This is a genomic window from Anaerococcus sp. (assembly GCF_022770135.1).
Taxonomy (GTDB): Bacteria; Bacillota; Clostridia; order Tissierellales; family Peptoniphilaceae; genus Anaerococcus.
The window spans coordinates 1-25595 of the sequence record NZ_JALEIL010000001.1 but is presented as its reverse complement, the minus strand read 5'-3'; the positions used below and the strand labels follow the sequence as shown (position 1 = coordinate 25595).

Sequence of the window (25595 nt, the reverse complement as noted above, 5' to 3'; positions counted from 1 at the left end):
AATCAAGATGTAAAACTTGTATCAATCATTTATGTAAATAACGAAATTGGAACAATACAGGACATAAGAGAGATTTCAAAACTTGTAAAATCATATAATCCAAATATTTGTATGCATATAGATGCTACCCAGGCTGTCGGAAAAATTTCTTGTGATGTTGATAAACTTGGCGTAGACTTGATGAGTTTTAGTGCACATAAGTTTCACGGACCAAAAGGTGTTGGCATTCTTTATGTAAGAAATAATATTCTATCTAAGATCAAACCTGTTATCTATGGGGGAAGACAAGAAATTGTATCTTCAGGAACCGTAAATCACCCTGCTATTTGTGCTGCAGGGGTTGCCCTAGAAAAGCAGCTTACAGCAAATGAGTACAAACATATTGAGGCACTTAACCAAGCTCTTAGAAAGGAGATTGAAGCAAGTATAAATGATTATTATATAATTTCACCTAAGGAGAATTCTTCTGCCTATGTGTTAGATGTTTGCTTTAAAAATATCAAATCTGAGGTATTGGTTCATTATCTTGAAGATAATGGGATTTTTGTATCATCTGGTTCTGCTTGCTCTAAGGGAGAAGATAATAGGATACTAACAGCTTTAGGGGTTGATAAGGATTATATAGATGGAGCTATTAGATTTTCATTTTCAAACGATACAAGTATGGACGAGATTAATGAAACAGTTGATGTTTTAAAAGAAGGAATTGAAATGATTAGGGAGGTGTTTTAATGGATTGGTTCCTAGCAGTAAGTTTTGGTGAGATATTTCTAAAAGGAAGAAATAGAAATACCTTTTATAAAACAGCTATAAACAATATAAAGAGGAATATCAGAGATATTGGTTATGATGATATGTTCCAAGAATCATCAAAATTATATATCAAAGCTGATAGAGACAAGTTTGATAGATTGATAAAAGAGATAAAAAAAGTATTTGGAATAGTGTATATATCTGAAGTTGTAAGATGTGAAAAGACAGTTGAAGATATAAGTAAGACCAGCATAGATATAGTTAAATATTATAACTTTGATAAAGACATGACCTTTAAGGTGGAATCCAAAAGGACAGACAAATCATTTGCTCTAACATCACCTAAGTTAAGTGCAAAAATAGGTGGAGATATATTAGAAAAATACAATGATTTATCAGTAGATATACATAAGCCTGACTTTACTGTATTTATTGATGTAAAATCAAAAGCATATATCTATATAAAGAGAGTTGAAGGTCTTGGAGGACTTCCTCTTGGTTCTGGAGGTGAGGGACTACTATTATTATCTGGCGGAATCGACTCACCAGTAGCAGGATTTCTTATGGCAAAAAGAGGAATGAATATTAATGCTATACACTTTCATTCCTATCCTTTTACATCGAAAAGAGCCCACCAAAAGGCAATGGATCTAGCAAAAATTCTATCAGCCTATACTGGTAAAATGACAGTATATTCTGTGAATCTTGCTGAGATATACAAGGCGATAAGCAAAAATTGCCCTAGGAGAGAAACTACAATCTTATCACGAAGATTTATGATGAGAATAGCAAATAAAATTTCAGAAAAATATTCTTATCAGGCACTAATAACAGGAGAAAGTCTTGGCCAAGTTGCAAGTCAAACTATAGAGTCGGTTTCCGTTATCAACGATTCTAGCAAACTACCGATACTTAGACCTCTTATAGCCATGGATAAGAAAGATATTATAGAAATTTCTGAAAAAATAGATTCCTACGATAAGGCAATTGAACCATACGACGATTGTTGTTCAATTTTTGCCCCAGACTCACCGATCACAAAGCCAAAACTAAAATATATAGAAAAGTCAGAAGAAAACCTAGATATAGGAGAACTAGAAAATCAAGCCATAGATACTATGGAAATTATAGAAATTGCTTGACATATAAGTTAAAGATAGTATTATAATCTAGTAAACCGCTCAGTCCGGGTGCTGATCCCCAACACTGGCGAGAATTTTAGTAATAGGAGGTTTCCATGTACGCAATAATTAAAACAGGTGGAAAACAATACAAAGTATCAGAAGGTGACTTAGTAAGAGTTGAAAAGCTTCCTTACGAAGTTGGTGACACCGTTGAATTTGACCAAGTACTTTTAGTTTCTGGAGATGAAGTTAAAGTTGGTTCTCCAGTAATCGAAAACGCAAAAGTAACAGCAACAGTTGAAGATCAAAATAAAGATAAGAAAATTGTTGTATTCAAATACAAACCTAAAAAACAATACAGAAAAAAACACGGTCACAGACAACCTTATACTTTAGTAAAAATTGATAGCATAAGCCTTTAATGATTAATGTTGATTTATTAATCAAAGAAGGAAGAACAGTAGGATATGAAATAAGAGGTCATGCTGATTTTTCTGAGCATGGCACTGACATAGTTTGTTCTGCAGTTACCATACTAGCATATACTTGCATCAATACTTTAGATAAGTATGTGACAGATGTCGATTTTATAGATGATGGTCTTTTACTTAAGCTTAAAACTTATGAAAAATCAAAGGAAGTTGATGTTGTATTTGACTATTTTGAAACTGGAATACAAACTTTGTTAGGTAACTATAGCGATTACGTAAAATTAAATTATAAGGAGACATGAAATGATATTAAACATAGATTTACAAAGATTGTCAAGCAAGAAGGGAGTTTCTTCATCTAAGAACGGTAGAGATTCCAATGCTAAAAGACTAGGTGTTAAAAGAAGCGATGGACAATTTGTTAACGCTGGAACAATTATAGTTAGACAAAGAGGAACAAAAATCCACCCAGGTAACAATGTTAAAAAGGGTGCTGATGATACTCTTTACGCTTCATGTGAAGGTGTTGTTAAATTCGAAAGAAAGGGCAGAGACAAAAAACAAGTTTCTGTTTACGCTGAAGCAGACATTGCTTAGAAAGTCAGAGCTTGCCAATTGGCAAGCCTTTTTTTATGAGAGGATTTAATTATGATAGATTATGCGAGAGTTAGTCTTAAGGCAGGAGACGGAGGAAATGGAGCTGTTGCCTGGAGACGAGAAAAATATGAACCAAATGGCGGTCCTGCAGGTGGTGATGGAGGAAACGGTGGCTCTATAATTATAAAAGCTACAAGAAATCTATCAACTCTTGATGAATTTAGATATAAGACTAAATATAAGGCTCAAAATGGTGAAGCTGGTGGCAAGAAGAAGAAATTCGGAAAAAAGGGTGATGATTTAATAATTAAAGTCCCTGTAGGGACCTTGGTAAGAGAAGCTAATAGCGAAGTTATAATAAAAGACCTAAACAAGGACGGAGAAGAATATGTTATAGCCAAAGGCGGTAGAGGTGGAAGAGGCAATGTCCACTTCAAAAACTCTATACGTCAAGCTCCTCGATTTGCAGAGTTAGGTAGAAAGGGTCAGGAAATAGAAGTTATTTTTGAGCTTAAAATACTGGCAGACGTTGGTCTTGTTGGACTTCCAAATGTAGGAAAATCCACCTTGATTTCTGTAATTAGTAAGGCTAGACCAAAGATTGCGAATTATCACTTTACTACTATAGATCCTAACCTTGGAGTTGTAAATATTGATAGCGAAAGATCTTTTATCGTTGCAGACATACCAGGCCTTATTGAAGGAGCAAGTGATGGTAGTGGTCTTGGACATGACTTTTTAAAGCATGTCGAAAGATGCAGAGTTTTAGTTCATCTTGTAGATATTTCCGGTATTGAGGGTAGAAACCCTATAGAAGATTTCAAAATGATTAATGAAGAATTAAAACTTTACAATGAAAAGCTTGCCCAAAAACCAATGATCATCGCCATGAATAAGTCTGATCTTGACTTTAATAATAATGCGGATGAATTCATCAAAGAGTTTTCTGATAAGTATGGTATATACAAGATATCAGCAGCTACAACTGAAGGTATTAAAGAACTAGTAGATGCTATTTCAGAGCTATTAGCAAAAAGTGAAATAAAAGAATTTGATCCAATGGAAGAAGTTGATACAGAATTCTTGGACAAATATTACGATAGAGAAATAGAATATGACCTAAACTTCAGGAAAGAGAATGATATTTATGTAGTTGATGGAAAAAGAGTTGATAAATTACTAGAAAAAGTCGACCTAGAAGATTATGATGGCAAGATGTATTTCGAGAAAACTTTAAGAGAAATGGAAGTCTTTGATAAGTTAAAGGAAATGGGAATTCAAGAAGGTGATAGTGTTGCCTTCGGAGACTTAGTATTTGAATATTATGAATAGGAGGATATATGTTAACAGGTAAGCAAAGAGCAAAATTGAAGCAAGAATCACATGATTTCAAGCCAGTAATTAATATTGGAAAGTTTTCAGTTACTGACGAATTGATTAAGGCTATAGATGAAGCATTAGAAGCGCGTGAGCTTATTAAGATAAAAATTTTAAACAATAATATGGATGATCAAGAAGAAATTATCGATACAATTATTGAAAAAACAGGTTCTGAATTTATTTCTCACCTGGGTTCGATTTTTACAATTTATAGAAAAAACGACGATAACAAATACGAGCTATAATGAGAATAGGACTATATGGGGGAACTTTTGACCCGATTCATGTAGGGCATTTAATAGTAATAGAAAATGCTATTAATTTTATGAAGCTCGACAAAGTAATAATTTTACCTAGTTCAAATCCCCCACACAAAAAGCACAAGAAAAAGACAGATACAAATATAAGGGTTGAGATGGTTAGTGAGGCCATAAAAGATAATGATAAAATTATCCTATCTACCTTTGAATCTACCGATGATAGTGTCAGATATACTCATGAGACCATAAGATATTTCAAGAAAGCCTTCAAAGATGACGATATATTTTATATAATGGGAGAGGATTCCTTCTTAACTATAGATACTTGGAAAAACTATGATGATATATTAGATGAAAATATCATTGTATTTACAAGAAGTAATATAGATAAAGATAGTGAGTTAGTAGAAAAGGTTGACCTTATAAAAAAAGATAACCCTAATATATTTTTAATTAATAACCTCAATATTAATATATCCTCAACTATTATAAGAAATCTGGTAAAAAACAAGTTAAGTATTAAATATTTAGTTAGAGATAATGTTAGATATATTATAGAAAAAAGAGGCTTATATGTTTGATTATAAATTATATAAGGAACGATTACTTTCAGATATTGGTGAGAAAAGATATAAACATAGCCTAAGGGTTATGGAATGTGCAGAAAAATTAAGCCAAGGACATAATATTGATAAAGAGAAAGTGAAAACAGCTGCTTTCCTACATGACTGCGCAAAGTATAACGAAGAAAGATATATGAAAGAGCTTAATATAGATCATTTCAACGAAATTGATCAAGACCTATCAAAATCTGTAATTCATTCTTTTTTAGGAGCAGAAGTTGCGAAAAAAGTGTATAATATTAAAGATGAGGAAATATTAAAAGCTATCAAATATCATACTACTGGAAAGGAAAATATGAATCTTTTAGAAAAAATTGTATTCTTAGCAGATGCAATAGAGGAGAAAAGATCATATCCAGGAGTAGATGAAATTAGGAGAAAATCATTAATCGACCTAGATGCAGGCGTTTTGGAATGTCTAAACCACAACATAAAATACCTTATAGATATAGATGCTTTTATTGATCCTTTAACACTTATGGCAAGAAATTATTTAATAAAGGAGAAAAATGGAAAAGCTTGAAACTATTTTAAAAACATTAGATGATAAATTAGCTGAAGATGTAAAAGTTATAGACTTAGACTCTTCATCTATTGCTGATAAATTTGTAATAGCAAGTGGTGGAAGTATCAATCAAACGAGAGCTTTAGCTGATTATATAGAGGACGATTTAGAAAAAGAAGGATATAGTATTCTATCAAAGGAAGGCCTAAGAGAAGGAGAATGGATACTCTTAGATGCTGGAGATATAATTGTACACATATTCACTCAAAAACAACGTGAATTTTATGATTTAGAAAATCTATGGGAGAACTAAGCTCTCATAGATTTCTAGGAGTATTTTATGTCTGATAATAAAAAAGATAAAATTATTTACGGTTTAATAATTGCAGTTTTTATCTTAGTAGCTAATTTCGCATATTCAAATAATATAGGTGGAATTTTTGATAAATCTGATAAAATATCCTTAGTAGATGAGGATAATATAACTGATGCGGATAATAATATCGAATCTACTAAAGACGAATCTATAGAGGATTCAATAAAAAAAGTTTATATATCAGGCGAGATAAACAAACCTGGAGTATATCAAATTAAAGATGGGGATAGGCTCGAGGATTTGATTAACGAAGCTGGTGGCTTAACTGATAAGGCAAGTGATAAAACACTTAATCTTGCACAAAGACTAGATGATCAAATGAAAATTTACATACCTAATATAGATGAAGAGAATTCATTAGAAAATATTGATCCTAATCAGGCTGCAAATATAAGTGTTAGTAGTAAATCTGAACTTATTAATATTAATACCGCTAGTAAAGAAGAACTTATGACCTTACCTAACATAGGAGATAAGAGGGCAGATGCTATAATTGAGTATAGAAGTGCAAATAAGTTTGAGAAAATAGAAGACATTAAGAATGTTACAGGAATAGGCGATAAATTTTATGAAGCCTTGAAGGATTTGATTACAATATAGGTGATAATATAATGAAACTATCGACAAGAGGCAGGTATGGACTAAGGGCTATGTGTTATCTAGCTAGTAATAAAGATAGGGGATATATCTCTGTATCAGAGATGAGTGATAAGTTAAACCTATCAGAGAATTATTTAGAACAGTTGATAAGGCTACTTAAAAAAGATGGCTTAATCACATCCGCTAGAGGGCCTAAGGGAGGATATAAAATCACAAGAGATCTTGATGAGATCTCTGTAGGTGAGGTTTTAAGAGTTCTCGAGGGCAACATTACCATGAGCGACTGCGTGAGCGGAGATCATTTTTGTGATGATAAATGTGATGCTTATTACGTATTTGACAGAATAGATAAGGTCATAAACGAAGCAGTCGATTCTATTAGTTTAAAGAATATGATAAATCAGGAAGTTTGAGGTAAATGAATGAAAAACTTAGGAATGAATGAGTTAAGAAGTAAATATTTGAATTTTTTTGGAAATGAGAAGGGTCATACACTTTTAAAATCATTTCCGCTAATTCCTATTGATGATGACTCTTTATTATTGATCAATGCAGGAATGGCGCCACTTAAAAAGTACTTTACTGGCGAAAAAAAGATGAAAAACAATAGGGCTACATCTTCACAAAAATGTGTAAGAACTGCTGATATAGAGAGGGTCGGAAAGACCGAACGTCACGGGACATTTTTCGAGATGCTGGGCAACTTTTCATTTGGTGATTATTTTAAGAAAGAGGCTATATCTTGGGCTTATGAATTCCTAACCAAAGAACTTGAGATTTCTAAAGATGACCTATGGGTTACAGTATTTAAAGAAGACGAAGAAGCCTATAAAATATGGCATTATGAGATAGGTCTAGATAGCGAAAGAATCCTAAGAGAAGGTAAAGAAGATAACTTCTGGGAGCTTGAAGTAGGTCCTTGTGGTCCTTGTTCAGAAATATTTGTAGATAGGGGAGCAGATAGGGCTATTGATGAAAATGATAATAGGCCAGGAAATGATGACTCGGATAGATTTATGGAAGTATGGAATCTAGTATTCACCCAGTTCAACAAAGATAGTCAAGGAAACTATACACCACTTGCCCATCCAAATATCGATACAGGAATGGGTCTTGAAAGAATCGCCATGGTCTTACAAGATAAGGATAATATATTTGAAGTTGATGTTATGGCTGCTATAATCTCAGAAATTGAGAAATTATCAAATAAGAAATATAAGGAAAGTGAGAAAGATGATGTGTCTATAAGAGTCATCGCAGATCACGCTAAGGCTATGACTTTCCTAACTTGTGATGGAGTTATGCCTTCAAATGAAAAAAGGGGATATGTACTAAGACGACTCATTAGAAGAGCTTACAGACATGGTAAGCTTTTAGGAATAGAAGGCGAATTCTTAACTAATATTGTAGATAAAGTTATAGATACCTACAAAGTAGAATACGATGAACTAGATGCAAATAGAGAAAAAATAAAATCTGTAATAAGAGATGAAGAAGAAAGATTCCAGAAAACAATTGATCAAGGTCTAGAAAGACTAGAATCTTTGATCTCAAAAATGAGTAAGATTAAAGAGAGAATTCTTGACGGTAAAGAAGCTTTCAAGCTCTATGATACTTATGGATTCCCACTAGATTTAACTAAAGAGATACTAGAAGAGAAGAATCTTGATGTTGACGAAAAAACCTTCAATAATGAAATGCAAATTCAAAAGCAAACAGCAAGAGATGCTAGAAAGAAAGATGCAGGCTGGTCACTTGACAATATAGATACGGATGGAATTGAGAAAACCAGTTTTGTAGGTTACGATGATTTAGAGACAGAGGCTAGAATATTAAACATATTCAAAGAAAACTCAGAAGCTTCTTCGCTAAGTGAGGGAGATAACGGTATAGTAATCAGTGATAAGACTTCATTTTATGCGGAAGGCGGCGGTGAGGTAGCTGATACTGGACTAATATTAGGTGATTCCTTTAAGGCTCATGTAATCGACGTACAAAAGCAAAAAGATATTTATTTCCATTATATCGAAGTTGTTGAAGGAGCTATGCATGTTGGTGATGATGCTCAGTTTAAGGTTGATAGAAATAAGAGACTGGCTATACAAAGAAATCACTCTGCAACACACCTACTAGACCAAGCTCTAAGAGATGTCTTAGGTGAAGAAGTTAAGCAAGCAGGATCATTGGTAGATGAAAACAAATTGAGATTTGATTTTTCTCACAACAGAGCTTTAACAAAAGAGGAAATTGACAAAGTTGAAGAGATTGTTAACAGAGAGATTTTTAAGCAAGAGCTTGTCACAAAAGAAATAGTTGATTACAAAGAATCTCAAAAAATGGGAGCTATTGGCCTATTCGAAGATAAATATAAGGATAAGGTTAGAGTTGTTTCTATGGGTGATTATTCAAAGGAATTATGTGGTGGCTGCCATGTAAACTATACAAGTGATATTTTGATTTTTAAGATTAAACAAGAATCATCTGTATCTGCTGGAGTAAGAAGAATCGAAGCTCTTACAGGCGAAAAAGCTTTTGAGTATCTCAACGACAAATCTAATAAGCTAAATATAGTAGCAGATAGATTAAACACAAACACCAATAACATAACTAATAGAATAGATAGCCTAGAAAATGAAATTGATAAGCTAAAATCAGAAATTAGTAGACTAAAAACTACTAATAGCTCTGATATAGTTAGCGAACTAAAAAAAGATATAAGAGAAATTAAGGGTATAAATTTATTAGTTAAGAAATTTGATAATGCTTCAATGGATGAGCTAAGAGATTATGAAAATAGGATAAAGTCATCAATTGATAATCTTATTATAGTTTTTGCTTCAGTAAGTGATAAGATTGTATTTACAGTTTCTGTAGATGATAAACTAACCGATAAGTACAATGCTGGTAAAATAGTAAGACAAATAGCCCAAATTACTGGAGGTAATGGTGGAGGCAAGAAGAACTTTGCCCAAGCCGGAGGAAAAGATATTTCTAAGCTTGAAGAAGCTTTAGGAAAAGTCAGTGAAATAATTTAAAGGAGATATTATGGCTGATAAAAATAACTTCAATGAGACCATGCTATTTAAGGCAGATAAGGACCAAGAAAAAGATATTAGAGAAATTCTAACAACAGTGTATAAATCATTAGAAGATAAAGGATACAAACCAACTGGTCAAATAGTAGGCTATTTATTATCAGGGGATCCAACTTATATCACTGCCCATAACGGTGCTAGAAAGTTAATAAGAACAGTAGACCGTGATCGTATACTCGAAGAATTACTAGAGAAGTATATTAATGAGTAGAATAATGTGTCTAGATGTTGGTAATAAAACAATTGGGGTTGCTCTAAGTGACCCTATGTTTTTATTAGCAAATGCTCTAGAAACAATAAAAAGAAAAAAGGCGAGTACAGACATTGATAGAATTAAGCAAATAGTCGAACAGAATGATGTAAATTTAATAGTGGTTGGACTACCTAAAAACATGAACAATACTATAGGTCCACAAGCTATGAGAGTTATAAGTTTTGTAGATTTACTAAGAAAACAAGTAGATGTCGAAGTTGTCTATGAAGATGAAAGAATGACTACTATTCAATCAGAAGCTGTTCTTATGGATATGGAAGTTAGACGTGAAAATCGTAAACAATATATAGATAAAATTGCGGCTACTTTCATACTTCAAACATATTTGGATAGGAGAAAAAATGGATAATATTATTTTGCTCGATGAAGGAAATAATGAAGTCGAATTTGAAATATTAGATACATTCGGAGTAGATGAGGCAAATTATGCTGCCTTAAAGCAAGTAAACGATGAGCTCATTTTAATAGTAGAAGTTATTGAGAAAAATAACGAAATCGAACTAAGATCTATAGAAGATCAGGACTTATTAGATGAACTTATAGAAATTTATGAAGAGATGAAAGAAGATGTTGATGAATACTGATCAGATTAGAAAGATTTTTGAAGAAAATAACCAAAAATTTACTAAACAAAGAGAGATTATATTTAACGCATTAAAAAATTCTGAGGCAAAACATATTACGCCAGAAGAACTTTTTTCAATAGTACATCAAGAACATAAGCAAGTAGGAATTGCTACAATCTATAGGACTTTAAATATATTTGAAGAACTTGGAATTGTAAATAAACAAGAATTTACCGACCAAGCCTATACCTACGAACTTATCGATCCTAAGAATGATCACCACGATCATATCATTTGTACTACTTGCGGTAAGATAATAGAAGAAGAATTTCTATCTAAAGATGAAATGAAAGAATCTTTAAAAAAGGAATTTGACTTTGATTTAGATTATTATTCATTAAGAATCTTTGGTACTTGCTCCGATTGTCAAAAAACAAGGAGTAATAATGCAAAATGACAAAAAATTAAGAATAATCCCTCTTGGAGGATTACAAGAAGTAGGTAAAAACTGTACATTGGTAGAATATGGAAATGATATGATTATGATAGATTGTGGATTGACCTTCCCTGATGCAGAAATGTTGGGAGTCGATATAGTAATTCCAGATTTTACTTATGTAGAAGAAAATAAAAATAAACTAAGGGGAATATTTGTAACTCATGGTCATGAGGACCATATTGGAGCTATACCATATTTCCTAAAGAACATTGATACAAATGTATATTGTTCAAAGCTAACTAAGGGCTTATTAGAAAATAAATTTAAAGAGCACGGTTTAAATCCTAACAAAATCAAGATGGTAAATGTAAATAATATTGTCAAAGCAGGATCATTGAGTGCTGAATTTATTAGAGTGAGCCATTCTATACCAGACGCTTGCTCAATAGCTGTTAAATCACCAATTGGTACAGTAATATTTACTGGTGACTTTAAGATGGACTTCACACCAATTGATAACGACCCAACAGATATCCAAAGACTTGCAGAATTAGGACGAAAAGGAGTACTCGCCCTATTTGCGGACAGTACAAACGTTGAAAGAGAAGGATACTCCCTAAGTGAGAAAACTGTAGGGGATACCTTTATACAAATATTTGGAAGAGCTAAGTCAAGAATAATCGTTGCTACATTCGCATCAAACCTTCATAGGGTTCAACAAATAATCTATGCAGCAGAAAGATACAATAAGAAGGTGGCCCTATCTGGTAGGTCAATGCTTAATAACGTAAGAATTGCCAGTGAATTAGGCTATCTAAAAGTTAAAAGCAATACTCTAATTGATATGAAAAATATCAAAAACTATGCTGACGATGAAATTGTAGTTCTATCAACAGGAACCCAAGGTGAACCTCTATCTGCCTTAACTAGGATGGCTAATAGAGAACATAAACAAATAAACCTAAATGAAACAGATACGGTGATCTTATCATCTTCAGCGATTCCTGGTAATGAGATGGCAATTAATAATACTATAAACAATCTAACAAAAATAGGCTGTAAGATTATTTATTCCTCTCTTGCTAAAGTACATGCTTCAGGACACGCTTGCCAAGAAGAGATTAAATTGATGTATCAATTAGTTACACCAAAATACCTTATTCCAGCCCACGGTGAAGTAAGGCAGTTACAAAAACATGCCGAAATAGCTGAAGATATGGGTCAGCCTAAGGAAAATATCTTGATTGGTAAAAACGGTGATGTTTATGAATTTACAAAAAAACACGGAACCATAAACGGTAGGGTTCAAGCAGGAAATATTCTAGTAGACGGATCTGGAATTGGCGATGTTGGTAACATTGTTCTAAAGGATAGAAAACACTTATCTGAAGATGGATTAGTTGTAGTTTCAATAACCTTTGATAAACATACCCAACAATTACTAGCTGGTCCTGATATTGTATCTCGTGGTTTTGTCTATGTTAAAGAAAATCAAGATATAATTGAAAATGCAAAAGATATAGTATTAAGATCAATTAAAAAATGTGCGGATAAGGAAATTCGAGCTATAAGTCAGATTAAATACAAGATTAGAGAGGACTTGAAATCTTATATTTACAACGAATTAGGTCGTGATCCAATGATACTACCAGTTATATCTGAGTTGGAGAGTAATGAATCGTATAAATAATGAATATATTTCATCTTTTATTGAAGATATGATTATTGATAAAGATTTCCTTGAGCTAAGAAGGTATGCTGAAGTAGAAAGTGTTCCTATTATGAAGTTAGAGACAAAGGAATTTCTCAAGAGCTTACTATCTATAAAAAAACCAAAGTCAATATTAGAAATAGGTACGGCTATTGGTTATTCTTCTTTGGTATTTGATAAGTATACTGATGCCAATATTACTACAATTGAGTTATCAGAAGATATGGCTCGACTAGCACAGGAAAACTTTAATAAATATAATGCAAGAATAAATTTAATAAATAATGACGCAGAAAAAGCCTTGACTAAATTGAATCAAGGCTTTGATTTTGTTTTTATAGATGCAAATAAATCTAATTACAAATTCTATTTTGACTATGTAGATAAAAATCTCCTCAATAATGGTGGAGTAATAGTAGCAGATAATATTTTATTTAGAGGCGAAGTTTGTAATGATGATTTAGTTGAGAAAAGAAAGATTACAATAGTCAAAAGACTAAGAAATTTCCTAGCGTATATTACTAGAAGAGATGATTATCAAACTTCTATCATACCAATAGGCGATGGGATAAGTGTAAGTGTTAAGGAGGAAAAGTGAAAAATAATAAAGTAGAACTTCTAGCTCCCGCAGGGGATATGGAAAGATTAGAAGCAGCTATTAAGTTTGGTGCTGATGCTGTTTTTCTTGCAGGAGATAGTTTTGGCTTAAGAGCCAATGCTAAGAATTTTGACAAAGATGAACTAAAAAAGGCTGTAAACTTTGCTCATGACAATAATGTAAGAGTCCATGTTACAATGAATATCTTGCCTCATGATGAAGATATGAAGGGTCTTGTTGAATATCTAGAGTTTTTAGATTCTATCGGTGTAGATGCCTTAATTATTTCTGACCCTGGCATCTTCGCATTAGCAAAAGAGCACACCAATGTTGACCTTCATATAAGTACACAAGCTTCAGTAACTAACTCAGCAACAGTTAAGTTTTGGCACGATATGGGGGCTAAGAGAGTAATACTTGCTAGGGAGCTTTCTCTAGAAGAAATAAAAGAAGTTAAGAAAAATGCTCCAGAAGATATGGAAATTGAATGTTTCATCCACGGTGCTATGTGTATATCATATTCAGGAAGATGCCTGCTTTCGAATTATATGACAGGAAGAGATGCAAATAGGGGAGATTGTGCCCAATCATGCAGGTGGAAATATTCTATTCAAGAAGAAACAAGGCCAGGTGAGTATTACCCAATTGAAGAAGACGGCAAGGGCGGTACCTTTATAATGAACTCCAAGGACCTTTGCCTATTAGATGAAATTGATAAACTTATTGAAGCGGGCGTAGATAGCTTTAAAATCGAAGGAAGGATGAAGACAGCCTTTTATGTTGCAACAGTAATTAGAAGCTATAGACAAGCAATAGACGCCTATTATGAGGGTAAGTTCAATGAAGATATAGCTAAAAAATATTATGATGAAATTACAAAGGCGAGTCATAGACATTTTACAAAAGGATTTTTCTATAAAAAGCCTGACAGCAATGATAAAATATATGAAAATTCTTCTTATATAAGAAACTATGATTTTATTGGAGTAGTGCTAGATTACGATAAGGAAAGTAAAATTGCAACAATAGAGCAAAGAAATAGATTTTTCCTAGGTGATGATATAGAAATATTCTCAAACTCTCCTGACTATTATGAATTTAAAATTGATAATATGAAAAATTTGAAAGGAGAGGATATTGAAGTTGCAAATAAGCCAAAAGAAAAGATTATGATTAAGATTGATCTACCTCTTGAAAAAGGCGATATGCTTAGAAGAAAAATTGAAGATTAGTAATTTAAAAACCCAGGCTTTTCACCTGGGTTTATGTAATGTTTTAGTCTTCTGAAGGATTTTCAGAAAAATCTGCTCTTGTTCTACGTGATTCTACACCAACGTTTGAGTTTTCATCAGCTTCATCACTAATACTTCTAAGGTTTTCTTGGTCTGGACCTAATTTTTTGTCTAATGATTCTCCGCCAGTTTCTTTGTTTTCTTCCCTAACTTTTTTGTCAAGTTCGGCATTTCCTCTGTATTGGTTTTCATTAGATACTTTTTTGTCGTTTGTCATATAAATCTCCTTTTATATATTCAAATTTCCTTACATTTATATTATAACAGATTTTTAAAAAAATTTCATTAATTATCGTTTGCAATTAGCTTAATTATTTCTATGACCGTTTCGCTAGCCTTTTTCATATGCTCTATTGGTATGATTTCATAAACTCCATGGTAGTTCATTCCACCAGTAAATATATTTGGGGTAGGTAGATTCATGAATGAAAGTTTGGATCCATCAGTACCACCTCTAATTGGTTCAATAATAGGTTTTATTCCAAGATTTTCCATAGCGGTTTTAGCATATTCAACAATCTTCATGTTTTTCTCGATTACTTCACCCATATTATAATAAGAATCTGAAATATCTACACTTATAAAGTCTCCATATTTTTTATTTAAATAAGAAGCATTATCGGAGAATTCTTTTTTCATAGCTTCGAATTTATTCCTATCATGTTCCCTAATAATATATTCCATTTTGGTATTTTCTATGTCGCCATTAATATTTAATAAATGGAAGAATCCTTCGTAACCTTCTGTATGTTCTGGTCTTCTTACATCACCTAGTAAGTTATCGAATTCACGGGCAAGACTAATTGAATTTACCATAGTGTTTTTTGCAGAACCAGGGTGGATTGATTTACCTTTTATGTTTACTAGACCACTTGCAGCATTAAAAGACTCATATTCTAATTCTCCAAGATAACCACCATCAACTGTATATGCAAAGTCTGCTCCAAAAGCTTCTACATCGAAAGTATCACATCCTGTGCCAATTTCCTCATCAGGAGTGAAGGCAATCATAACATCTCCATGCTCTACGTCAGGATTGTTTACGAAGTATTCAACTGCATTCATTATTGAAGCGATACCGCTTTTGTCATCTGCACCTAGCAGGCTTTCTCCTCTAGTTGTGATAAGAGTTAAGCCCTTAAGTTTATCAAGAATTGGAAACTCACTAACCTTTATAGATCTCTCTTCATTTAGCTTAATGTCTCCTCCTTCGTAATTAATTATTTGAGGATCATCAATCTTACCATACATTTCAGGTGATGTATCCATATGGGATAAGAATCCCACTGCAGGTATTTTTTTGTCAGTATTTGAAGCTAATTTTGAAAATACAAAGCCTTCTTCATTTATGCTAGCTTCAAGGCCCAGTTCTTCTAGTTCCTTTTTTAGTTCTTTTGCAAGCACCAATTGTCCTGGAGTTGATGGTTTTTGTGTATTACCTAACTCAGGATCACTTTTTGTATCAAAAGATATATATTTAAGGAATCTTTTTGTTATATTATCCATAATGCACCTTCTTTCTCTTTTATTATACTCTTATGATTGTAAAGTTAACGAAAATTGGTATATTAATTAAGGAAAAGGTGGGATTATGAATAATAAAAAACTTAAAATGATAGTTGAAGATAAAGTTCCAGCTTATGGTACAAGCCATGCTGCTGGTATTGATTTATATTCGTACACAAAAGAAGATATAGAAGTTAAGCCAGGAGAAACCATTAAAATTCATACAGGTGTTAAAGTAGAAATTCCAGAAGGCTACTTTGGTGGAGTTTATCCAAGATCTTCTACAGGAGTAAAGAAACAATTAATGCTTGCCAACACTATTGGAGTGATAGATTCCGATTATAGGGGCGAGATTATGGTGTTTTTCTACAATTATGGCAATGAAACACAGATTATTAAAAACGGCGATAGACTGGCTCAGTTAGTTATTCAGCCTTACTTAAGGTGTGATATAGAACTTGTAGATAGCCTGGAAGATTCTGCTAGAGGAGAGGATGGATTCGGTTCTACCGGTAGATAATGAAAAGAGATGCACTTAAGAAATTTAAAAAGAATAAATATAATATTTATTTAGCTTTAATAGGATTCATTCTCGTTTTACTTATTTTTTTCTTTGCCAAAAACAAAATTTCTGATTACAATTTAAGAAATCACGATAAGGAAATTGTAATCATAAAAGATAGTGATAATAATCAACATTCCTATACGCTAAAAGAAATTAGGAAGTTAAAAGCCGTCAAGAAAAAAGTTAAACTTGAAAAGGGATTAGAAGAAGTAGAATTAACCGGAGTTGCCTTGGAAAAGCTCTTAGGAGATTTAGGATACAAGCTAGAAGAATCTCCAGACCTAATTATTGAAGATTCCGAGGGTAATTATACTACTTTTCCAATGTCAGTAGCTCTAGAAGTTGATAGGGTTCTCTTAGTCTATAAGATAAATAATAAGCCGAATCAGGATTATGACGATTCTATGGGGCCTCTATCATTAATAGATACTACTAGCGAAAGCAAGGAATCTTGGGTTAAGGATGTAAAAGTTTTAGACATCAAATAATAAGGCTATTGCAAAACAAATCAAGAGGTTTAATTTATATAATCGCAAAGACTAAAATAGACTTAAAAGATTATTATAAGTTAGCTGATTGACCTTGCAGTAGTCTAATTTTATTTATGTATTAATTAAAAGGAGCTGACATGAAAAACGAATTTAAATATGATAAACTTACTCCTATGTTAAAACACTATGTGGACGTTAAAAATGATTTCAAGGATGCCATACTTTTATATAGAGTAGGAGACTTTTATTAAACTTTCTTTGATGATGCGATAATTACAAGCAAAGCTCTTTCTCTTACACTAACTGGCAAAGAATGTGGACACGAAAAAAAAGCTCCTATGTGTGGTGTCCCCCATCATGTAATAGATAATTATGCTTTTAAACTAGTGAAACAAGGATATAAGGTTGCCTTATGCGATCAAGTAGAAGATCCCAAAGAAGCTAAGGGACTTGTCAAAAGAGCCATAACTCGTGTTATAACCCCAGGAACAATTACTGATATGGAGTCTTTAGATAATAGAAAAAATAACTACCTCCTATCTATATTTCAAAATGATTACGGTCTATCTATTTGCTATTGTGATATTTCGACAGGAAAGCTTGTTAGCTTTGAAATAAAAGGCTTAAGCTCTTCTATAGGTAAAAAAGCTATAGATCAGATAGAAAAAATTAATCCATCGGAAATTTTAATAAATTCTGATTTTAGTGATGTGAGCTTAAAAAGATATTTTCTGGACGAAGAAATATTTGTAAATTATATACAAAACCCTAAAGATTATATGAATAGGGCAAGTCTTATAAGAGATCATTTGGGAGATGATAATCTTGAAAAGATTAAAAACATGAGATTATCTATTCTTTCTCTTGCTAATCTCCTAGATTATATTTATAAATATCATAAGGATAATTTAGTTCATATTAATAATATAGATATACTTGAAATTAATGACTATATGGAGCTTGAAGCAAGTACAAGGAAAAACTTAGAACTAAGTAAGAATTTAAACAATAATACTAAGGAAAATTCACTTTTAAGTATAATTGATAAAGCCGATACAGTTATGGGCTCTAGGATGATAAGTGAGTATCTAGAAAGACCTCTAATAGACAAAAGAAAAATAGATAGAAGATTAGATATTGTTGAGGTCTTATTTACTGACAGAATTCTTGCTAATAACATTTCTAACCTATTGTCTGATGTCTATGATCTTGAAAGACTTATAGCTAAGATTTCTTACAGAAGAGCTAATGGACGTGACTTTATCTCTCTTAAAAACTCTATTGCCAATATCCCTCAGTTAAAGGATATATTGGTTTCCTATGAGGACTCTAATATAAGCAATATAGGTGAAAATCTTCCTGATGTTAGCGATATATTTGAACTTATAGATAAGTCTATAGTAGAAGATCCACCTATAGCTATAAGCGAAGGCGGAATTATTAAAGAATCATACAATGAGGAACTTGATCAATTAAAAAAATCCTCATCTAATGCTCAAAACTCGCTGATAAAATACGAAAATGAGGAAAGAGAAAAAACAGGTATCAAAAACTATAAAATAGTTTTTAACAAAAATAATGGCTATTCTATAGAGATAACTAAATCAAACTTAGATAAAGTACCGGATTCTTATGTTAGAAAACAAACATTGAAAAATCAGGAGAGATATACAACCGAAAAGCTAGAAGAAATATCTAATTTAATTCTAGGCGGTAAGGACAAGATAAATGACTTAGAGTATAAAATATTCCAGGAGATTCGCGAAAAAGTTTTGAAAAATACTATCAAACTCCAAGCTTTGGCCAAGATTCTTGCTACTATCGATTCCTTAAATACCTTCGCAAAGATATCTTTAGAAAACTCTTATGTAAGACCCCTAATCCGTGAAGATAATATAATAAAAATTAAAGATGGAAGGCACCCTGTTATAGAAAAAAATCTAAAAGAAAATGAATTCATTCCAAATGATACTGATATAGGCGAGGACGATAATCTAATCCAGATTATAACAGGACCAAATATGGCGGGAAAATCCACCTATATGAGGCAAATGGCTATCATTATAATACTCGCTCAAATGGGTTGCTTTGTACCTGCAGCATTAGCAGAAATCTCAATTTGCGATCAAGTATTCACGAGGATTGGGGCAAGTGATAATATTTCAAAAGGCGAATCTACCTTTATGCTTGAGATGAATGAAGTAAGTAGTATACTCAAAAATTCTACTGAACATTCTTTCGTTATCCTAGATGAAGTCGGTAGGGGAACTTCTTCTGATGATGGATTGAGTATAGCAATGGCTATAGTTGAATATCTAAGTAAGAACAAGAAGGTAAAGACTGTTTTTGCTACACACTTTCATGAGCTTACTGTGCTTGAAAATGAGCTAAATAATGTAAAAAATCTCAAGATTGAAATATTAGAAGAGAATAATAATCTGGTATTTTTAAGAAAAATAAGCAAAGGAAAATCTGATAGGTCTTATGGTATAGAAGTAGCTAAATTGAGTGGTCTTCCGGGTGAGATCATAGACAATGCGAAGATAATTATGGATAAGCTTTCGACTGATGATTTCTATGACCTTGATAAGAAAAAAGAAATATCAACTTCTATGGAAGTGATTTCTAAGCAAAAACTAGAAGATGTTAAAAGAGAAGCATCCAGTATTGATATAAATAACCTTACACCTATGGAAGCAATAAATTCTTTAAGTGATTTGTTAAATAAGATTGGTGAACTCTGATGGCAATACTAAAGCTAGATGAAAAAACAATTGAAAAAATTGCTGCTGGAGAAGTCATAGAATCTCCTTTGTCTATTGTTAAAGAACTAGTAGAAAATTCTATAGATGCTGGTTCTGATAGCATTACAGTGGAGATTAAAAATGGTGGCAAGACTTATATAAGGGTCACAGACAATGGATCAGGTATAAGTAAAGAAGAAATTGAGCTTGCCTTTAGTAAGCATGCAACATCTAAAATACGTAACTTCAATGACTTGTATGATATTTATTCTCTTGGCTTTAGGGGAGAAGCCTTGGCTAGTATAGTGAGTGTCAGTGAAGTTACTGCTATTAGCAAGACAAAAGATGAAATTGTTGGAAGTAAGATTAATTTTAATAATGGGAATAAAACTCTTACAAGTATTGCGACAAATGTTGGTACTAGCATAATAGTTGAGGATTTATTTAGAGATATTCCTGTCAGAAGGAGATTTCTTAAGTCTGATATTATCGAGTCCAATCATATTAGTAAACTCATGTATGCTTTAGCAATTGGATATCCTGAAATTTCTTTTAAATTCATCAAGAACGAGAATATTGAATTTTCTACAATAAAAAATGAAGATTTAAAAATTAGAATAGCAAAGCTTTTGGATGATAAGTTGGAGGATCAGCTAATAAAGATTTCTGATAATAACGACACCTATCAGATTGAAGGATTTATTTCGAATAATAACTATTATAGGGGAAATAGGTCCTTACAATATCTATATATTAACAATAGACTTGTCGAAAGTGAATTGATTAGGGATAGAATTGAGATGGCCTACAGAGGAAATATACCAAATGGAAGATTCCCAGTTTTCTTTCTATATATAAATACCAATCCTAAAAACATAGATGTAAACGTCCATCCAAACAAGAGAGTGATTAAGTTTTCTTATGAAGATCAATTGATCAATCTGATAGACTCTTGCATTACCAAAGCTATCAATGCTTCTAATGACATAAAAAATATAAACATCGAAGAAAAAAATGAGAAGGATCTTATGGATTTTTCTGACTATGCTAAAATTCTAAATAACTATAATAAACAAACCTTGGCAAGAGAAAGCTCGTCTGATAATTTATATGAGTCAAGTCATAAGGATTATGGAGATGAAAACTTCTTTAATAAGAACATAGATATAAATATTGAGGAAGAGTCGAAATATAAAGAAGTAAAGGGATTAAATAAGAAGCATAGATCTGAAGAGAAAATAAAAGAAGATAGCTACATCGAAGATTTTGAATATTTGAATTATAAATGTTCAATATTTGCTAGATATTCTATATTCGAAAGGAATGATAAACTTTTCTTACTTGACCACAGGAGAGCTAGTGAAAAGATTAATTTCAATAACTTTATCAATCAGTTCGAAAATAAAACCATAGATCAGCAACTTCTGCTTGAGCCCTTGATAATTAACTTGAATCAATTTGATATCGATAGGTTCAATGAAAAGAAAGATGTAATTAAGAGGCTTGGATTCGATGCTGAAATCATCGGAGATAGGTCCATAATAATTCGTTCAGTCCCTTTCATTTTTTCTATTCCTGAGGATGATAAGTTCATATACGACTTATTAGACCTTGATTATAGTAGGGATTCAGACTATTTGTATAAGAAACTAAAGAAGTTAAATCTATCCCTATCCTTTAGAAAAGGCGATAAAATTAATGAAGACGAGGCCTATGAACTTATTAGCAAGATAAAAGAACTGAATAACCCTTACACAACTTATGATGGTAAGGCGGTTCTTGTAAAAATTGATGAAAAAGATGTGGAGAAATATTTTGAAAGATAGATTAATTGTAATAACGGGACCAACAGCGAGTGGTAAAAGCGATATAGCAATTAACTTGGCCAAAAGCCTTGACTCAATGATAATATCTGCAGATAGCCAACAGGTATATCGATATATGGATATAGGTACCAATAAAACTAGTGATGTTTTCGATGTAGACCATTTTATGCTCAATATAGTTGATCCTGATGAGGAGTTTTCAGTAGATGATTTCTCAAAGGAAGCTAAGTCATTAGTGGAAAAGATCAATCGCAATATGAGGTTACCGATAGTTACTGGAGGCACAGGATTTTATATAGATTCATTAATATACGATATGAATTATGGGAGGGTCGAAAAAAATCAAGCCTATAGAGACGAATTACAAGAAATAGTAAAAGAAAAAGGTAAAGATTATCTTTATAGGAAACTAAAAGACCTAGATCCTGTCACTAGTAAGAGATACCACCCTAATGAAGTTAATAGAGTTATTAGAGCGCTTGAGATATATAAAGTAAGTGGTGAAATTCCTTCAAAGATAAGAACTGGTGAAAGAAAACTAAACGATAGTATAGATCCCTTGATTTTCTTCTTAAACTATGATGATAGAGATTTACTATATAATAGGATAAATCAAAGAGTTTTAGAAATGATAAACATGGGATTAGTTGATGAAGTTAGAGATCTAATCAAAAGATTTAAGCTTGATAGAAAATCTCAGTCTATGTCTGCTATAGGTTATAAGGAAGTATTAAACTATCTCTATCATGATATAAGTTTTAATGAGATGATAGATTTAATTCAAAAAAATACTAGGCATTATGCTAAAAGACAGATTACATGGATGAAAAAATATCTAAGATATCCATTTACCTACGAAATTAAGATGGATTCTCTAAACAAAATAGAAGCAAGTGATATAATTTTAAGTATTGTTAAGGAAGTATATGAATTTTAAAGAAATAAATGATAATTTTAATATAGATAATAATTTTGACAAAGAAATAAAAGAAATAGAAAATAATTTACAAGATGAATTTTCTATAATAGACGAAATATCTGAATACAACCAGCTAAAAGTTCTCAAGGCATTTAAAAGTAATGACCTACAAACTTCAGATTTTATGCAATCTACGGGATATGGTTATGCGGATACAGGAAGAGATAAGATAGAAGCTATTTTTTCAGATATCTTTAAGTCTGAGGATTCCTTGGTCCGACCAAGCATAGTATCAGGAACTCACGCCTTATCTATAGTATTATTTGCCCTACTAAAAGCAGGTGATAAGATGGTCGCTATCACAGATGATCCCTACGATACTATGCAACAAGTTATTGGTATTGCTGGTAATAAAAAAGGGAATCTTATTGAAAGAGGAATTAAATATGATAAGCTCGAACTAGATTCAGCTAATAGAATACAATATGATAAAATAAAGAGTCATGTAGATTCTCATACTAAACTTGTCCTTATACAAAGATCTACAGGCTATACTCAAAGAAGAGCCTTCACTATAGAAGAAATTAAGGAAGCAATTGATACTGTCAGAGAAGCCAATCCTAATGCTATAATTTTTGTTGACAATTGCTATGGAGAGTTTACAGAAACAAGTGAACCGATTGAGGTTGGTGCAGATATACTTGCAGGCTCATTAATAAAGAATCTCGGAGGGGGAATAGCTATTACAGGTGGATACATCTGTGGTAAGAAAGACCTTGTAGAATACTGTGCAAATTACTTAACAGCACCCGGTATAGGTAAGGACGAGGGCTTAAGTTTTGGTACTAACAGACTTGTAGCAGAAGGCTTATATTTCGCGCCTCACATTGTAAAGGAAGCTATGAAGGTAGCATTGCTTTTTGCTCACACTTTTAATAACTTATCATACGAAGTAATACCAAAAATTGATGACCCAAGGTCTGATATAGTTCAGTCAATAATTCTAGAAGAGCCAGAAAAGGTTAAAGTATTTTGTAAGGCGATCCAAGAAGCTTGTAGTGTTGATTCTAATTTCGTTCCAGAAGCTTTTTCAATGCCAGGTTACGAAGATCCTGTAATAATGGCCGCTGGAGGTTTTGTTGAAGGAGCTACATCTGAATTATCCGCCGACGGACCACTAAGAAAGCCTTATGTAGTATACCTACAAGGTGGCTTAAATTATTTTCATGGTAAATTAGCTCTAAGACTTGTATTAGATAGGTTTAAGAAAAAGAATTTCATATAAGAAATAAAAAGCGTTTCTATTAAAAGTTAAAAAGGATTATATTTATACTTTACTTATACTAATATAGAACGCTTTTTATATGTTTAGATTTGAGAGTGGATTTTTATTTACAGCATTTTTAAGATCTTCATCATCAAGATGAGTATATATCTGAGTCGTAGAAATATTTTCATGGCCTAAGATATCCTTGAGAGCTCTTATATCGACATTACCATATTTATACATAAGAGTTGCAGCCGTGTGTCTCAATTTATGAGTTGAGTATACAGAAGTATCAAATCCTGCTTTTTTTAAATACTTATCTATAGTGCTTTGGACTGCTCTGTTTGAAATTCTTTTCTTTCTAGTTGAGATAAATAGGGCATCAATCTTTAAATCTTTAATATATTTATTTCTTACTAATATATATTGATCTAAAAGTTCTCTGCAGTTATCTGTCAAATATATAGTTCTTTCTTTATTTCCTTTACCTATGATATTGAAATGATTATATATTATATCTTCCATGTTGATACTTACGAGTTCTGACAAGCGCATACCTGTTGTCAAGAAGGTAAATACTATAGCTAGGTCCCTAAATCTAAGAAACTCATTAGGCTCATTTTTTATTGTATCAAGCAACAACTCTGTCTCATTTAAAGTTAAATAAACAGGCTGTCTTTGGCTAATTTTAGGGTTTGTTAGTTTATCACTAATATTTGAATTAATAACTTCTATCTCAGAGAATAAGTACTTATAGAAGGATTTTATAGCTGATATTTTCCTTGATCTAGTTGTAGACGAATCATTCTTTTCGTTGTCCAAAAAACTAAGAAAAGCATAGAAATCCTGGAGTGTCAGAGATTCAAAAAACTTAGGATTGACAATTCTATTAATTTTTATATTTTTGAAGTCTTCATTAAAACTCTCTTCATCACCATAATATATCTTTCTTATAATCATGTATCTGACCATCAACATAAGATCATATCGATACTCTTTGATCGTATTAGAGGATAGACCTCTGATCGATTTTAAATAATTTAGATAGTCTGTAATGATAACAGGTTCATTAATTTCTTTCATAAAACCCCTTAATCTAACAAATTCTTATTCTTACATTAAAATTATACTGGTATTATCTAGATTTTCAAATTATTGCACAAAATTACTATTTTGTGCAATAATTTATTTTTATTTCCTACTCCCTGATGCCGTATTTCTCTATAATCGGTAAAATCACAAGTGATCCTTTGAAAATTCCTTTCTATTTATAATATTTAATTCTATAGCTAATACTTTTATTTATACCTATTTCTAAGACAGCTTCTAAAATCTTTTTTATAGTTAAGCATTCTAAATAGTTGGTCATACACTTATTAAATACTGTATTTTTCTAAACTTAACTTTTATTTACTACTATATTATATTTCGAAATTTTTAGATAATAGCCTGCCACTATATCCTTATAATCGAGTAAAATTTTGTTCTTAATATCATATTTACAGTTTTCAATTTTCTTAAGTAGGTTCTTAAAAATTAGTAACCACCTTCTAGAGATAGAGTCCGTATAATTGTGTAAAAAGAAAAAGGTCATTTGAAACCTAAACTAGTACAATGCTTTTAGCAACAAAAACCTACTAGGAGGAACAAATG

The 25595-nt window shown here is 32.0% G+C and carries 28 protein-coding genes and 1 pseudogene; 26 read left to right on the top strand and 3 right to left on the bottom strand.

Annotated features, from left to right (window positions below; genetic code table 11):
• From MRZ08_RS00145 to MRZ08_RS00050, 20 genes are all read left to right on the top strand, one after another.
• Positions 1 to 732 (top strand): aminotransferase class V-fold PLP-dependent enzyme (locus MRZ08_RS00145; protein WP_290878561.1); only part of this gene is annotated, 732 nt, incomplete at its 5' end.
• Complete coding sequence (gene thiI / locus MRZ08_RS00140) at positions 732 to 1895, top strand: tRNA uracil 4-sulfurtransferase ThiI (RefSeq protein WP_290878558.1); 1164 nt, start codon at positions 732 to 734, stop codon at positions 1893 to 1895. The genes MRZ08_RS00145 and thiI, both read left to right, overlap by 1 nt.
• Before the next feature lie 95 nt (positions 1896 to 1990).
• On the top strand, positions 1991 to 2299 hold the full coding sequence (gene rplU, locus MRZ08_RS00135; protein WP_015777857.1) for a 50S ribosomal protein L21: 309 nt from the start codon (positions 1991 to 1993) through the stop codon (positions 2297 to 2299).
• On the top strand, positions 2299 to 2610 hold the full coding sequence (locus MRZ08_RS00130) for a ribosomal-processing cysteine protease Prp (protein WP_290878551.1): 312 nt from the start codon (positions 2299 to 2301) through the stop codon (positions 2608 to 2610). The genes rplU and MRZ08_RS00130 overlap by 1 nt, the downstream gene beginning before the upstream one ends.
• Before the next feature lies 1 nt (position 2611).
• Positions 2612 to 2905 carry a 50S ribosomal protein L27 gene (rpmA, locus tag MRZ08_RS00125; protein ID WP_015777859.1) on the top strand — a complete coding sequence of 98 codons (294 nt, stop codon included), beginning with the start codon at positions 2612 to 2614 and terminating at the stop codon, positions 2903 to 2905.
• Between the two features lie 51 nt (positions 2906 to 2956).
• On the top strand, positions 2957 to 4237 hold the full coding sequence (obgE, locus tag MRZ08_RS00120; protein ID WP_290878548.1) for a GTPase ObgE: 1281 nt from the start codon (positions 2957 to 2959) through the stop codon (positions 4235 to 4237).
• Between the two features lie 8 nt (positions 4238 to 4245).
• Positions 4246 to 4530 carry a ribosome assembly RNA-binding protein YhbY gene (gene yhbY, locus MRZ08_RS00115; protein WP_290878546.1) on the top strand — a complete coding sequence of 95 codons (285 nt, stop codon included), beginning with the start codon at positions 4246 to 4248 and terminating at the stop codon, positions 4528 to 4530.
• Positions 4530 to 5126, top strand: a complete 597-nt coding sequence (nadD, locus tag MRZ08_RS00110; RefSeq protein WP_290878544.1) for a nicotinate (nicotinamide) nucleotide adenylyltransferase — start codon at positions 4530 to 4532, stop codon at positions 5124 to 5126. The genes yhbY and nadD overlap by 1 nt, the downstream gene beginning before the upstream one ends.
• Entirely contained in the window at positions 5119 to 5691 is a 573-nt protein-coding gene (yqeK, locus tag MRZ08_RS00105) for a bis(5'-nucleosyl)-tetraphosphatase (symmetrical) YqeK (RefSeq protein WP_290878542.1), read from the top strand. Before nadD ends, yqeK begins: the two co-directional genes overlap by 8 nt.
• The gene (gene rsfS, locus MRZ08_RS00100) at positions 5678 to 5986 is read left to right on the top strand and encodes a ribosome silencing factor (RefSeq protein ID WP_290878540.1); all 309 of its coding nucleotides are present in this window, start codon (positions 5678 to 5680) and stop codon (positions 5984 to 5986) included. The genes yqeK and rsfS overlap by 14 nt, the downstream gene beginning before the upstream one ends.
• Positions 5987 to 6013: 27 nt before the next feature.
• The gene (locus MRZ08_RS00095; RefSeq protein ID WP_290878538.1) at positions 6014 to 6649 is read left to right on the top strand and encodes a helix-hairpin-helix domain-containing protein; all 636 of its coding nucleotides are present in this window, start codon (positions 6014 to 6016) and stop codon (positions 6647 to 6649) included.
• Between the two features lie 11 nt (positions 6650 to 6660).
• On the top strand, positions 6661 to 7062 hold the full coding sequence (locus MRZ08_RS00090; protein ID WP_290878536.1) for an Rrf2 family transcriptional regulator: 402 nt from the start codon (positions 6661 to 6663) through the stop codon (positions 7060 to 7062).
• A 9-nt stretch (positions 7063 to 7071) separates the two neighbouring features.
• A complete protein-coding gene (alaS, locus tag MRZ08_RS00085) occupies positions 7072 to 9684 on the top strand; it encodes an alanine--tRNA ligase (protein ID WP_290878534.1) in 2613 nt (870 codons plus the stop codon).
• Between the two features lie 10 nt (positions 9685 to 9694).
• Entirely contained in the window at positions 9695 to 9955 is a 261-nt protein-coding gene (locus tag MRZ08_RS00080) for an IreB family regulatory phosphoprotein (protein WP_105300481.1), read from the top strand.
• Complete coding sequence (gene ruvX / locus MRZ08_RS00075; protein WP_290878530.1) at positions 9948 to 10367, top strand: Holliday junction resolvase RuvX; 420 nt, start codon at positions 9948 to 9950, stop codon at positions 10365 to 10367. Before MRZ08_RS00080 ends, ruvX begins: the two co-directional genes overlap by 8 nt.
• Positions 10360 to 10602: a DUF1292 domain-containing protein gene (locus tag MRZ08_RS00070; RefSeq protein WP_290878528.1), complete on the top strand. Its 243-nt coding sequence runs from the start codon at positions 10360 to 10362 to the stop codon at positions 10600 to 10602. Before ruvX ends, MRZ08_RS00070 begins: the two co-directional genes overlap by 8 nt.
• A complete protein-coding gene (locus tag MRZ08_RS00065) occupies positions 10592 to 11041 on the top strand; it encodes a Fur family transcriptional regulator (RefSeq protein WP_290878526.1) in 450 nt (149 codons plus the stop codon). Before MRZ08_RS00070 ends, MRZ08_RS00065 begins: the two co-directional genes overlap by 11 nt.
• Positions 11031 to 12713 carry a ribonuclease J gene (locus MRZ08_RS00060; RefSeq protein ID WP_290878524.1) on the top strand — a complete coding sequence of 561 codons (1683 nt, stop codon included), beginning with the start codon at positions 11031 to 11033 and terminating at the stop codon, positions 12711 to 12713. The genes MRZ08_RS00065 and MRZ08_RS00060 overlap by 11 nt, the downstream gene beginning before the upstream one ends.
• The gene (locus MRZ08_RS00055) at positions 12697 to 13332 is read left to right on the top strand and encodes an O-methyltransferase (protein ID WP_290878522.1); all 636 of its coding nucleotides are present in this window, start codon (positions 12697 to 12699) and stop codon (positions 13330 to 13332) included. The genes MRZ08_RS00060 and MRZ08_RS00055 overlap by 17 nt, the downstream gene beginning before the upstream one ends.
• A 38-nt stretch (positions 13333 to 13370) precedes the next feature.
• Positions 13371 to 14564, top strand: a complete 1194-nt coding sequence (locus MRZ08_RS00050; protein WP_290878563.1) for a U32 family peptidase — start codon at positions 13371 to 13373, stop codon at positions 14562 to 14564.
• Between the two features lie 43 nt (positions 14565 to 14607).
• Here the strand turns inward: MRZ08_RS00050 and MRZ08_RS00045 are convergent, their stop codons facing one another.
• Positions 14608 to 14841 (bottom strand): elastin-binding protein EbpS, encoded by a 234-nt coding sequence (locus MRZ08_RS00045; RefSeq protein WP_290878519.1) that lies wholly within the window; start codon positions 14839 to 14841, stop codon positions 14608 to 14610.
• 68 nt (positions 14842 to 14909) lie between these two features.
• Positions 14910 to 16130 (bottom strand): peptidase T, encoded by a 1221-nt coding sequence (pepT, locus tag MRZ08_RS00040; protein WP_290878517.1) that lies wholly within the window; start codon positions 16128 to 16130, stop codon positions 14910 to 14912.
• Between the two features lie 85 nt (positions 16131 to 16215).
• Between pepT and dut the strand changes: the two genes are divergently transcribed.
• The 6 genes and pseudogenes from dut to MRZ08_RS00010 all read left to right on the top strand — a co-directional run bounded on the left by dut (position 16216) and on the right by MRZ08_RS00010 (position 23960).
• Positions 16216 to 16650: a dUTP diphosphatase gene (dut, locus tag MRZ08_RS00035; RefSeq protein ID WP_290878515.1), complete on the top strand. Its 435-nt coding sequence runs from the start codon at positions 16216 to 16218 to the stop codon at positions 16648 to 16650.
• The gene (locus MRZ08_RS00030) at positions 16650 to 17183 is read left to right on the top strand and encodes a hypothetical protein (RefSeq protein WP_290878514.1); all 534 of its coding nucleotides are present in this window, start codon (positions 16650 to 16652) and stop codon (positions 17181 to 17183) included. Before dut ends, MRZ08_RS00030 begins: the two co-directional genes overlap by 1 nt.
• A gap of 140 nt (positions 17184 to 17323) precedes the next feature.
• Positions 17324 to 19930: pseudogene (gene mutS / locus MRZ08_RS00025) on the top strand (DNA mismatch repair protein MutS).
• Positions 19930 to 21756, top strand: coding sequence for a DNA mismatch repair endonuclease MutL (gene mutL / locus MRZ08_RS00020; RefSeq protein ID WP_290878513.1), 1827 nt, complete (start codon positions 19930 to 19932; stop codon positions 21754 to 21756). The pseudogene mutS and the gene mutL overlap by 1 nt, the downstream one beginning before the upstream one ends.
• Positions 21746 to 22693, top strand: a complete 948-nt coding sequence (miaA, locus tag MRZ08_RS00015) for a tRNA (adenosine(37)-N6)-dimethylallyltransferase MiaA (RefSeq protein WP_290878511.1) — start codon at positions 21746 to 21748, stop codon at positions 22691 to 22693. The genes mutL and miaA overlap by 11 nt, the downstream gene beginning before the upstream one ends.
• On the top strand, positions 22683 to 23960 hold the full coding sequence (locus MRZ08_RS00010; protein ID WP_290878509.1) for an aminotransferase class I/II-fold pyridoxal phosphate-dependent enzyme: 1278 nt from the start codon (positions 22683 to 22685) through the stop codon (positions 23958 to 23960). Before miaA ends, MRZ08_RS00010 begins: the two co-directional genes overlap by 11 nt.
• A gap of 75 nt (positions 23961 to 24035) precedes the next feature.
• On the opposite strand, the gene MRZ08_RS00005 is transcribed toward MRZ08_RS00010, so the two are convergent.
• Positions 24036 to 25025, bottom strand: a complete 990-nt coding sequence (locus MRZ08_RS00005; RefSeq protein ID WP_290878507.1) for a tyrosine recombinase XerC — start codon at positions 25023 to 25025, stop codon at positions 24036 to 24038.
• Positions 25026 to 25595 lie beyond the last annotated feature (570 nt).